This is a genomic window from Desertivirga arenae (genome assembly GCF_017355785.1).
GTDB lineage: Bacteria > Bacteroidota > Bacteroidia > Sphingobacteriales > Sphingobacteriaceae > Desertivirga > Desertivirga arenae.
In genome coordinates this window covers 393,136-405,302 of record NZ_JAFEWE010000001.1, presented here as the reverse complement: position 1 = coordinate 405,302, position 12,167 = coordinate 393,136, and the positions used below count along the sequence as shown (strand labels likewise).

8 protein-coding genes are annotated in these 12,167 nt (G+C 41.6%); 3 read left to right on the top strand and 5 right to left on the bottom strand.

Annotated elements, in window-relative coordinates; all coding sequences use genetic code 11:
- Window positions 1–97 precede the first annotated feature (97 nt).
- The 3 genes from J4N24_RS01465 to J4N24_RS01455 all read left to right on the top strand — a co-directional run bounded on the left by J4N24_RS01465 (window position 98) and on the right by J4N24_RS01455 (window position 3,722).
- The gene (locus J4N24_RS01465) at window positions 98–565 is read left to right on the top strand and encodes a RagB/SusD family nutrient uptake outer membrane protein (protein ID WP_242691462.1); all 468 of its coding nucleotides are present in this window, start codon (window positions 98–100) and stop codon (window positions 563–565) included.
- A 10-nt stretch (window positions 566–575) separates the two neighbouring features.
- The gene (locus tag J4N24_RS01460) at window positions 576–2,243 is read left to right on the top strand and encodes a sulfatase family protein (protein ID WP_207531862.1); all 1,668 of its coding nucleotides are present in this window, start codon (window positions 576–578) and stop codon (window positions 2,241–2,243) included.
- Window positions 2,244–2,447: 204 nt separating this feature from the next.
- Window positions 2,448–3,722, top strand: a complete 1,275-nt coding sequence (locus J4N24_RS01455) for an ATP-binding protein (RefSeq protein ID WP_207531861.1) — start codon at window positions 2,448–2,450, stop codon at window positions 3,720–3,722.
- Window positions 3,723–3,804: 82 nt separating this feature from the next.
- Here the strand turns inward: J4N24_RS01455 and J4N24_RS01450 are convergent, their stop codons facing one another.
- The 5 genes from J4N24_RS01450 to J4N24_RS01430 form a co-directional block, all read right to left on the bottom strand.
- Window positions 3,805–5,307 carry a TlpA disulfide reductase family protein gene (locus J4N24_RS01450; RefSeq protein WP_207531860.1) on the bottom strand — a complete coding sequence of 501 codons (1,503 nt, stop codon included), beginning with the start codon at window positions 5,305–5,307 and terminating at the stop codon, window positions 3,805–3,807.
- A 15-nt stretch (window positions 5,308–5,322) separates the two neighbouring features.
- Window positions 5,323–6,717: a RagB/SusD family nutrient uptake outer membrane protein gene (locus J4N24_RS01445; RefSeq protein ID WP_207531859.1), complete on the bottom strand. Its 1,395-nt coding sequence runs from the start codon at window positions 6,715–6,717 to the stop codon at window positions 5,323–5,325.
- 4 nt (window positions 6,718–6,721) lie between these two features.
- Window positions 6,722–9,970: a SusC/RagA family TonB-linked outer membrane protein gene (locus tag J4N24_RS01440; RefSeq protein WP_207531858.1), complete on the bottom strand. Its 3,249-nt coding sequence runs from the start codon at window positions 9,968–9,970 to the stop codon at window positions 6,722–6,724.
- A 173-nt stretch (window positions 9,971–10,143) separates the two neighbouring features.
- A complete protein-coding gene (locus tag J4N24_RS01435) occupies window positions 10,144–11,223 on the bottom strand; it encodes a FecR family protein (RefSeq protein ID WP_207531857.1) in 1,080 nt (359 codons plus the stop codon).
- Between the two features lie 94 nt (window positions 11,224–11,317).
- Window positions 11,318–11,932 (bottom strand): RNA polymerase sigma factor, encoded by a 615-nt coding sequence (locus J4N24_RS01430; RefSeq protein ID WP_207531856.1) that lies wholly within the window; start codon window positions 11,930–11,932, stop codon window positions 11,318–11,320.
- Between the last annotated feature and the right edge of the window lie 235 nt (window positions 11,933–12,167).

Sequence of the window (12,167 nt, the reverse complement as noted above, 5' to 3'; positions counted from 1 at the left end):
TGCAGATGTTCCAACGGTTGAATTTTACAATAGCTTCAAACCCGGAGATTTAAGAAAAGACAGAACGTTTTTTACACAATATAATGCAGGGGGAGGCTTGGTAACGTTTCGTCCTCATTGGTATAAGTTCTTCGATGCTTCTGCTATCTCTAATTTGAGGCAGGCAAGCTTGAATTACCTGGTTATCCGCTACTCAGACATGTTGCTTACTTATGCTGAAGCGTTAAATGAAATCAACCAGGGACTAACGGCTGAATCGTATTTGGCTGTTAATCAGGTTCGTCGCCGGGCATATGGTTTATCTCTTGGACAGCCTTCTGCAACAGTTGATCTCTCAGGCCTGAATATTCAAACTTTCAGGGATGCAATTCTTGATGAGCGCCGCTGGGAATTTGGTTTTGAAGACCAAAGATGGTTCGACCTGGTACGAACCGGAAAACTTGTCGAAGTTCTTCGCGCAAAAGGCAATACTAAAATCCAGAATTATCATGTATTGTATCCTATCCCGCAGAGGGAGCGGGACGTTAATAAGAACCTTACACAAAATGACGGTTATCCAAAATAAGATTTAAAAAATGAGAAGACTGAATTACCTTTTTAAAGGATTGTGCCTGTTATCAGCCGGCCTATCCTCTTTAAGCACAACTTCTGCCCAGGAAAAGACGGCTGCGAACAAGCGCCCTAATATCATATTTATCCTTTCTGATGACCATGCTTACCAATCAATTGGAGCTTATGGAAATAAGCTGGCTCGCACACCTAATATAGATCGACTGGCTAAGGAAGGCGCATTATTCAATAATGCCCTGGTAACAAATTCTATATGCGGACCAAGCAGGGCTACTTTGCTTACAGGGAAATACAGTCATAAAAACGGCTATAAATTGAATGAACAGAAATTTAATGTTGACCAGCAACTGTTTCCTTCATTGTTGCAGAATAGCGGTTATCAGACAGCATGGATAGGTAAATGGCATTTGGGGAATTTGCCGAAAGGCTTCGATTACTGGAACGTTCTTCCCGGTCAGGGAAATTATTATAATCCCGATTTTATCAGCTCAACTCAAGACACCGTCCGGATCGAAGGATACGTAAGTAATGTGATCACAGACCTGGCTACCAAGTGGATTGGCGATAGAGATAAGGATAAGCCTTTCTTCCTGGTAGTAGGTGAGAAAGCAACCCATCGTTCATGGGAACCGGATATTCAGGACCTAGGTGCTTACGACAATATTACCTTCCCGCTTCCTGCAACCTTCTATGATAATTATAATACCCGGCTTGCTGCTGCAGATCAGGACATGACAATCGATAAAACAATGCGATTACGGGAAGATCTAAAAATCCATGCCGGAGTTCTACCAACAGAAGCGGAGATAGCTAAACGTAAGGAAGAGCTGCTTGCTCAACTTGGCAGCAAAAAACCTACGCCACAGCAGGAAAGAATGCTGAACGGTTATTTGCGTGGAGGCCTTTATTCGCGACTGAATGAGGAGCAGAAAAAAGCCGTTTACGATTATTATGAAGGTAAAGTAAGTAAGGAGTTCGATGAGAAGAAGCTGAGCGGAAAGGCGCTTACAGAATGGAAGTTCCAGCGGTACATGAAAGATTATTTCTCAGTGGCCAATTCGCTTGATCGCAGTATCGGTAAAATTCTCGACTTTGTTGAACAGAACGGCCTTTCTGATAACACGGTTATTATTTATGCATCTGATAACGGCTTTTATATGGGCGAGCACGGCTGGTTCGACAAGCGTTTTATCTATGAAGAATCTCTTAAAATTCCTATGGTTGTAAAGTACCCGGGTGTAGTAAAGCCTGGAAGTAAGATCAATTCCCTTGTTTTGAATAATGACTGGGCGCCTACTGTTCTGGATATTGCAGGGGTTAAAGCTCCTGGTGATGTTCAGGGAAGTTCTATCCTTCCATTGCTAAAAACCGCCACATCAAGCCAGGCAAAACCTAATTGGAGAAAGGATGCTTATTACCACTATTACGAGTTCCCTCAGCCACATAACGTTTATCCTCACTTTGGCATAAAAACCGAGCAATACACGCTTGTGCATTTTTATGGAGAGATAAATAGCTGGGAACTTTTTGATCTAAAGAAAGATCCATCCCAATTAAAAAACCTCTATGGAACCAAAGAATATAGTGCAAGAACAAAAGACCTTAAACAAAGGCTTAAGGATCTGATCATTAAATATGACGACAAGGAAGCCTTGAGTCTCTTTAACAAATAAAAAACTTATTTTTTTAATCGATAGCCAGGCTGTACGTGAAGATCGTATAGCCTGTTTTATTATCAGTCAAACATAAAAAGAAAGGGAGTTTATCTAGTTCTGATCATCTGCCTAATCCTGGCACCTCTGTATTCCTCTATCTTTAGACCAGGCTATTTGTATTTCTAGCGCACTACCATTATTTTTAGCATGTAAATTATCACAATGATTAAACACACCACGAAGCTCACATCCAGAAGTATAGAACAAGGCGGAATGCCTTCTGATTATAAAAAGGCTATAGCAGAATACATTTGGAATGGGTTTGATGCTGGCGCTACCCGGATTAATATTGATTTTTCAGGAAATTCTGTTGGCTATTTGAGCCATTTTAGTATTTCTGATAACGGTAGTGGTATTGATATCGAAACAATAGATTCGACTTTCGGGAACTTCCTGGATTCTATGAAGGTTGATTCCTATTTGAGTGATAGTTTTATCAAGGGAAAGAAAGGGAAGGGGCGTTTTGCTTTCAGTATTTTCGCAAACAAGTGTGTTTGGAATACCACTTTCCGCACTCCTGAAGCAGGGCTCCTGGAGTATAGTATTAGTATTAATAAAGGAGACCAGCAAAACTTTACGATCGAGGATAGAAGGATTTCTGCTAATACCACTACAGGAACGAAGGTGCAGTTCTTACATTTCTTTGATCTGACGTCGGATCTGCTCGAAAAGAAAGAGTTTGTAGAATATCTTGCAAGTGAATTTGGCTGGTTTTTATATCTGAATCGGGAAAAAGAATATGCCATCTACATCAACGGAACGTCCTTAGACTATAGTCCGATAATAAGCGAGCAGCAGTCATTCTCGCACGTTATTGATGAATACACCTTTACCATCAGCTATATCCGCTGGGCCAGATTGATCGGTGACAAATTCTATTTCTACTTCCTGAACTCGGGTAAGCAAGAAATTTCCAGGAAACATACTTCATTCAATAATAATACGGTGGAATTCTTCCATTCCGTTTATATCGAATCAAGCTATTTTGATAATTTCAGAGAAACGCAGACAGACGCCCCTGTTATGGCATTTGCGGAAAAAAACCAGGCTGACTTAGTATTTAGACACCTATTGAAGTTTCTAAATACCTATGTATTTCAGAAGGAGAAGCAATTTGTAAAGGATACACAGGCAGTTCGATTAATATCTAATTACCATACAGCAGGTATTTTTCCAAAGTTCCAGGATAAGCAGAATGATCTTTCGCGAAAGGAGGATCTCGAACTGGTTGTTAAAGAGCTTTACTGCGTGCAACCCAAAATCTTTCAGGGCTTGAAGAAGGAGCAAAGCAAGACATTAGTAGGATTTTTAAATTTATTATTGGCTAGCGAACAGAGGGAACAGGTGTTAGAAGTCCTTGAAGGGGTTGTAAAATTAACCGATGAAGAAAGGTCAGAACTTACAGAAGTTTTGAAGAAGACGAAGCTTCTAAAATAGCTAGAACTCTCCATTAATTTTTCAGCTCTCTTAATAAAAGGGAGTTAGCACAGGCCACCCCCTTTTATTGCCAGTTTATAGCTTAGTTCGCAGCTGTATTTCCAGATATTGATTCGATCATTGCTGATAATTCATCAACGGCAGCTTCATTGCTTCCATCAAAACCTGTCAACTTGTACCTGATATTCCCAGCTCCATCAATGACGAATTTTGCCGGTATACCATTAACCTTGTAGGAGCTAACAACTTTGTTCGCTTTAGTTTGAGGATCTTTAAGGTCCATCAAAACATCGAAGGTGTATTTGTTGCCAAGTACATAATCTTTAGCATCTTTTGTCGCATCTCCGCCTCGTTCCCAGGTGTGGATGAAGAGGAATTTAACATTTGGATCGTTCTTGTATTTGTTAACCGCCATTTGCATAGCTGGGAAAGATGCTTTACAAGGGCCGCACCAGGTGGCCCAAAAGTCCAGGATCACTACTTTACCTTTCAACTCCTCCAAAGAAACAGATTTTCCATTAATGTCCGTCAGGTTAAATCCGGGAGCTTTTTCGCTCACTTTCTCTTTAGCCAACCTCTTATTCAAATCCTCCAGATAGCTTTTTCTTAACGCCGAGGCATAGTCCGAGAATCCGGCATCGCTACCTTTAACTTTAATATAAAGTGCTTTGAAAAGATCTCCCATCTCGGGGCTTGCCTTGCCTGCCTTTACAACTTGTTCCATTGCTGCATAAGCCTCTTCATTCCTATTCAGGTTAGACAAAATAGTAGCATAACGGTAGTTTAAACCAGGATTTAGACCCTGAGCACTTTTGTACGCCTTTTCGGTATAGATCAATGCTTCGCTGTAATTTTTCTGTTCAAACAGCATGTTGGCGTAGGTGCTGGTGAGTCCCGGGTATCCGGAAGCTGCAAAGCGGGCCGCATTGCTGTTGCCTTTCTTATCATTTGTATAGGACTCAGCATTTTCCATAGCCAGCTTTGCGTATTTCGTCGCCCTCGCCAAGTCGCCTGCCTTATAAAATGCCTGTGTCAAGCCACTATAGGCATTGCCCTTCCAAAAATCCGCATAAAGCTGATTAATCATTTTTGTCGCCTTTTCGGGATTTTTCTCTGTGGCGTAAGCTTGAGCAATGTGAGCGATTACATAATCGTACTCTATCCCATCGTCTATCCCTCCAGTCGCAAACTTCTGTGGTGGAAATTTTTTCAGGGCCTGAATAAAGGCTTTTTCCATTTCTGCCGCTGTTTTCAGTGTGCTGATTTTTTGAAGTTCAATACTCCTTGCCCTTATACCGAGGGGGAATTTCTTAGTTTGCTCCGCCACTATAGAATCGCTCGTTTTGATGTTATTTAAGCGATAATAGTAATTAGCAGCCAGGATCATTTCCCGCTCATTTTTGCTTGCAGCAAGAGTGGCAAGCCTGGTATTCAATTCAGACTTTGACGATGCTTCTTTTGAATTAAGTAGGTTTTCGAGCTCTGTCCTCAAGCTGTCGGTACTGCTGTTTTTCTGTGCCAATGCTGTACTGGCTACAAAAAGGGCAGCTGCAATAGCTGCTCCCTTAAAGATCTTTGTTTTCATTGTATTTGGTATTGTTTAATTATATCCTTTATTCTGTTCATATCCAGCTTGTAGAGACTGGGAAGCCGGGATCGGGTAAAGCTGATAATCTGTTTTGTAGCCGGGTTTCAATGGAGTTAGTACTGCATCCGCCAGGCCGAGGCGTTTCAGGTCAAACCACCTGTGTGCAAATTCACCAAAAAGTTCTGCCTTACGTTCCTGCACTATGGCATCCATTAATGCAGTTTTATTAAAGGTTTGCCCTGCAAATTTATTTCCTAAGCCGGCCCTTGCTCTAAGTACCGTAAGGTCTTCATTTGCGCCGGTCAAGTTATTTTGTTGCGCTCGTGCTTCTGCACGGATCAGGTATTGTTCTGCTAAACGAAACATCACATTGAACTCGTTCCCGGTAGTAGTAGCACTGGCGGTAGCGAGTTTGTATTTATTAATACGGTAAGTGGTTTCAGTACCCGTTACTACCTCATCTATCCAATTAGTCCTGCGGGTATCACCTGCCTCGAAAGTTGTATTCACAAACTGATTTCTTAAAGCGTAAACAGGTTTATTAGGTGCAGTGGAACGGTAATTTGCAGCAATGGTAGAATTGCCGAATTGAGTCGCTTGTTGAAGGATGATCTCGGTACTTGTATTTACAAAATTTGTTACTGGTGAAGGGAGCGAGTAAACTGAAGTTTGACTAATTATAGAACTTGCTTCTTTTTCCGCGTTTACGTAATCCTTATTGTAAAGGTAAACCCTAGCAAGGAATGCAGAAACGGCAGACTTATTTACCCGGGCTCTTAATGTTGTTGGATAAGCATCACCTACAAGATCTTTTGCTGTTGTAAGATCTTTCAGAATCTGTGCGTAAACTTCCGCTACTGTTGATTTGGGGATGCCTACATTATCCAGGGGATTTGAGTTTAAAGGGATCGGTACTCCGCCAAACAGATTAGTAAGATAGAAAAGTTCGTATGCTCGCCAGAAATAACATTCGCCCAGTAACTGGTTTTTCAATGTAGGATTTACTGAATTAGGTCCATTCAACCCTGCGATTGCCTGGTTGGCTATACGGATTACGCCATAAGGATACTGCCACAGCTGACCCGCAATGAATCCGTTTGCAGGCGATATTGTATTTGTGCCGAATTCTGCGATACCCATATCCGTTTGCAGCAGGTAAACCATTTCATCAGAACTTATGCCTCCAAGGTAATTCAGATTCAGGATATGTGTCCTCGTGTTATCGGATGAATATAGAGCCAATACAGAACTCGTAGCCGCAGCATCTGTAGAAAACGCGTCCTTGGAATATATGGAGTTATCCGAAATGGGTATATCAACGTATTCTTTGCAAGAAGCCAATGAGAAGGAAAGTGATATTAGAATGCATCCTAACACAATTGTATTTTTTATAGAGTATTTTTTCATAAATTTAGAATGAGCAGTTAAGACCAATAATTAGTGTGCGCAATTGAGGCATTGCGATATATTGCCCTGTTCCAAGACCGCTTCCAGTTCCTGGAACAGTAGTTTCCGGATCCAGTGTGTATTTTTGCTTTGCCCAGGTAAATAAGTTCTGACCCTGGAAGTAGATTGACGCTGCCGAGATCTTAGCTGGTTTTATCCAGGCCGAAGGAAGTGAATAGGATAAGTTTACTGTCTTTAATTTGAGAAAAGAAGCATCACCCCAGTTTGCAGTAGAAGATCCATAATTGAAAATTGACTGCTGGAAAGAACTAAACGCCTTTGGTAATCCGGTTACTTCTCCGGCCGCTTTCCATCTGTCTAATGCCGCTCCATTTGTGTTTGTTGTTGAACTGCTTCCATAAGGGAGGCCGAGTGAATTATTAAGATAACCGTACCTATGTTCGAAACGGAAAAATACATTAAGCTCAAAGTTCTTATAACTAAGGCTATTGTTTATCCCTCCGTAGAAGGGATTACCTGTTTTCGAGAATATTCGGTCGTCATTGAAAGTAATTGCTCCGTCACCATTCTGATCTTTATACGTCGGTAATCCTGTTGTAGCATCAACTCCGGAGAATTCATACAGCCGGATTGCATTGATGGGCTGTCCAACGAAGTAACTGCTCGAGCTAAACAGGGCGCTCGGATTTTCAATGGAATGCAACTCGTTTCTTAAAAATGTGATGTTAAAATTTGTGCTCCACTGAAAGTCCGCTGATTTAATATTTGTACTATTTAATTCCGCTTCGAAACCTTTATTTTGAACGGTGATTGGAGCATTTGAGGTAATTGCATTCCATCCGACCTGGGTTGGCAGAGCCAGGGAGGCGAGCAGGTTGGAGGATCGGTTACGGAAATAGTTTCCTTTTAGTTGAATTCTGTCTTTAAAAAAGCCAAGTTCCAAAGCGAGATCTAGCTTCTTGTTCGTTTCCCATCCTAGGTTTGCATTAGGTATGGGGCCGGGGTTAAGGGTTGGTGTACCTTGATAACTGTATGCCGTACCTGAAACATTATATAGGTCAGCAAAAAGGTCATTAGGAATCTGATCGTTTCCTGTAACTCCAAAACTGGTTCTTAATTTACCAAAGCTCAACCACGGCGCATTTTTCATGAATCCTTCTGAACTGAAAATCCATGCTGCTCCTATCGCCCCAAAATTTCCAAAACGGTTTCCTTCTCCGAACCTGGATGAACCATCTCGTCTGAAAGAACCATCTAGGAGGTACTTGTCTTTAAAGTTATAATTCAACCTGGTAAAGGCAGATGCATAGCGGTAGGTAAAAGTATTACTATAATTTACAGCTACCGCTCCGGCACCTGTAAGCGTGTTTAGTAAAGCTTCAATTGGATAGCCACTGCCATTAAAAGAGTTTGATGCTGCACGGGTGTTCTGGAATGAAGTACCTGCAAGTGCAGAGATCTTACTACCACCCAATTGTAATTTATAATCGAGCTGAGGCTCTATGATAAATGTAGAGTTCTTACTATCCGCATACCTTAGCGAGCCTGTCGTAGTATTGGAGTTGGAGGCCGCTGGGTTCCTGAGTTTTTGCTCCAGGTTGGTTGAGGTGAATCCTACATTCGTTTTTAGTTTTAATGTCTTCAATACCGAATACCCCAGGCTGAGATTGCTAATCAAATTGTTAGATCTGTTGTCGAAGGTTTTCATCAAATAAGCCAGGGGATTTGTTGCGGTCCAGTTTAACGTTCCGTTGCTATTATACAGCGGATAGTTGGGTGCAAGGCTATACAAGCTACTGATATCCGTTCCTATAAGATCGTTCTTGCCGTAATTATAACTTGCTGAAAGATCTATGGAGAAAAGATTATTCTTGCTCTTATGGCCTGCATTGATCCGGTTCGAAAAATTTTGCGCACTTAGATCTCCAGGAAAAACAGTTCCCTCTTTACGGTAGGTAGAACTAAACAGGAAAGTGTTTTGTGCATTGCCTCCGCTTATGGAAGCATTTGCATTGGTAACATTTGCTGTTCCACCTATTGCCCAATCCTGCCAATCTGTGTAGGCATTCTGATCCCAAACCGTCAGGTCGGGTGCGTTAGTTGCGGTTGGTGTAGTTCCCGAATTGGCAAAGGCCTCTTTGCGAAGCTTCAGATACTCTTCAGTATTAAGCATCGGTATGAACCTGGCAACTTTTCCTGCGCCGGTGTAGACATTGAAATTCACAGAAGTTCTGCCTGCCGTGCCTTTCTTGGTAGTAATAAGCACCACTCCATTAGCTCCTCTCGAACCGTAAATTGCTGTAGCGTCAGCATCCTTCAATACGTCGATGCGCTCTATATCTGAAGGATTAATAAGGCTGAAGGGACTAACACCGCCATTAGCGCCAGAAATGCCATAAGCATTTAGATTGTCATTTGCGGGCTGCCCACCATTGAACAAAGTAAAAGGAACGCCATCTACCACATATAAAGGAATAGTTCCCGAGGATAAACTGTTGTTACCACGAATCTGTACACGCAGACCACTTCCTGGTAATCCATTATCCTGCGTGATCTGAACCCCTGACAAGCGGCCTTGCATTGCTGTAAGCAAGTTATCTACAGGCTGGGCCGATATTTCTGCACTGGTGATAGAACTAATGGAACCAGTATTTAACTTTCGTGTAGTTGTTCCATAACCGACTACGACAACTTCTTGCAAGGCCCCTGCTTTAGCCTTCATCGAAACTCTAATACTGGTATTGGTTCCCACGGCCACCTCCTTGCTTTCAAACCCCAGATAAGTGAATACAAGAGTAGCAGAGGCGTCGGGTACTGCAATGTTAAAATGCCCGTTCAAATCTGTTGCAGAACTTGTTGAACGATCCCCTTTTACGGTTATGGAAACGCCAGGTAAAGGTTCCCCGCGCTCATCTGTTACTATTCCGGTAACACGTACTGCCTGTGCTGCCTGATTCACCTTCGAAAGAACAATCAAGTTGTCTTTAAGAAGCTTGTAGCTGATCCCTGTATTTTGAAGGGTTGCAGAAAGAATCTCAGAAACCTTGGTGTCTGAAAGATTAAGGTAGACCCTGTTTTCAGGTAAAATAGTATTGCTGTATACAAACTTGTATTCAGTCTTTCTTTCAATCGTCTTGAGGACGGTGCTTATAGATGCATTATCCAGATTGATAGACATCCTGGTATCCTGAGAACGGCCTGGAGCCGCGAAGCAAATACAGGATGCCATTGTTAGCATCAGGGTTAATTTCATTACGAACAATCTCCTAAAAAAAGGGTAATACGAAACCAGGGCACGCTTAGTAGTGCTTTTTTGCATAAATTTGAATAATTAAAAGGTTGAAAAACGGGAACGGCTCGCAACTCGCAATTGATCGCTGTTCCTACAGCATTTTAAGATGGGGGAACTTTGTTCCCCTTTATTGTTTAATAGATAATTATTTCGCCATTCTCCTTTCTTCTGATTTTAAATGGATTCGATTCTTGAAGGGCCTTCAATGCCTCATTGATATTCTCTTTCTCAAAGGTTGCTGAGAAATTAAAATTTTGATAGTCTTCGTTTTCCAGAATGATACTGACCCCATACCAGGAATTTAGCTTAGCTATTACCTCAGGGAAAGGCTCATCATAAAATGTGAGTTTGTTCCTGGTCCAGTCTGTTTCAATTACACTTTTATCATCTGTGTGATGGGCAAGTGCTTTTAGCCTGATAGCATTGCCGGCTATCCTTTCGTCCTCATCCTCAATTACAGGTAGTACCAGCTTCCGGTCAGGTACAAGTCTCATTTTTCTGCCGGAATTATCATTGAAAGAAACCTCTACCGAGCCTTTCAATAAGGATGTTTCCATCCTTTGTAAATCAGGGTAGGCCCTTACGTTAAATACGGTTCCAAGAACTTTAATATTAGCCGTTGGAGTGAAAACGACAAAAGGACGTTTTGCATTATGAGTTACTGTAAACAGTGCTTCTCCTAAAAGTTGAACCTCACGTGCATTCTTGTTAAAGTTGCGTGAAATATTCAGCCGGCTTCCTCCGTTCAAAAGAATTGTCGTTCCATCCGAAAGTCTAACGGTTTTTTTACTGCCGGCCGGGGCGAAATAGCTGGTAAGAGTAGGAAAGTCCTGGCCCTTCTTACCGGGGAAGGAATAGAAATAAAGGATTGCCAGTAGGAAGGAAGCTGCAATTCCAGCAGGCATCAGATATTTCCGCCATAAAGGAATAACAGGGGTAGTAATTTTTATTTCATCAATTTTCTTTCTGTCCGGGTAGTTCAGTTGAAGAGCCTTCTTGAAATTGTTATAATCCTGAATGAAGTCCTGTGATGTAATACCTCCATTTAACGATAAATAGAAGCTTTTTGCCGTTTCAATATCCTGCTTCTTTTCCGGGTGTTTCCTGATATAGTTCTCCCAGAAGCCTACTGCATCCGTATCATTCCCTAAACAAAACTTATGGAAGGATTCATCGGATAAGAGCTCTTCTATATTGTACTTTTGGTATTTCATTTCCTCATTTTCCCTATAGAGGGAAGAAGTAAGGATTATTTACCATGAAAATGGAAGTTTTTTTTACTTTTTAACAATATTTCTCCAGAATGAGTTAGAATTCATTAAAAAGTGTGCAGAAAATAGCTAATGTGCTAATGAAATGAGATAGGTTTTGATTGTTTTTTGGGCTAATCTGCGCCCGCATTGTTTTTATTGCCTCGTTAATAATGTTATAAGCCGTTCTTTTGCTGATGCCAAGCTCTTCTGCAATCTCATCATAACTCATGTCCCTGAAAAATTTCATGGTTAGTAGTTCTTTTTGCCGTGCAGTAAGCTTTTCCATTAATTTAAATAAGCTTTCCCTCAGAACTGCGTTCTCCTGTACTCGTTCGAAATAGTCATTATAGGTTAGTTGATCACTATTCGAACCTGCTGCCATTCCTTCTTTAATTTTTCTGAGGTCCTCTGCTTTGAAATGACGCTGTATTTCTCTACGTAAACAGGTAAGGAGGTAAGACCGGGGGTTGTTCACTTCAGGAAGCTGGGTCCTGGTCTCCCATAGCTCAGATAGTACCTTTATAATGTACTCGTTTGCAAGCTCCCTGTCCTGGGTGAATTTCATGCCGTAGTTGATCAGGCCGAGGTAATGCTGGCGATATAATTCCATTAAAGCCTCCTGATCTCCCGAAATGAACTTCCCCCAGGTATGTCTCAAATTCTCCCCCATTAACCCAAAGATACTTATTTGTTAAATTTATCTATAGCTAGCGGGATGAGTGTATAAAAAAATATAGCTCCGCTATCTGCAAGATGAGACGGTGAACTGAGGTGTGAGTAACGCACTTCCGACCTTCCTCATATTCCAGAACTATTGGACTGTTATTACTATTACCTAAAAAGATCTCTTTCGCCCGCGAAAATAAGCCAGATGGCCAGGGGATTGCATTTAGTAAAGGTAATAG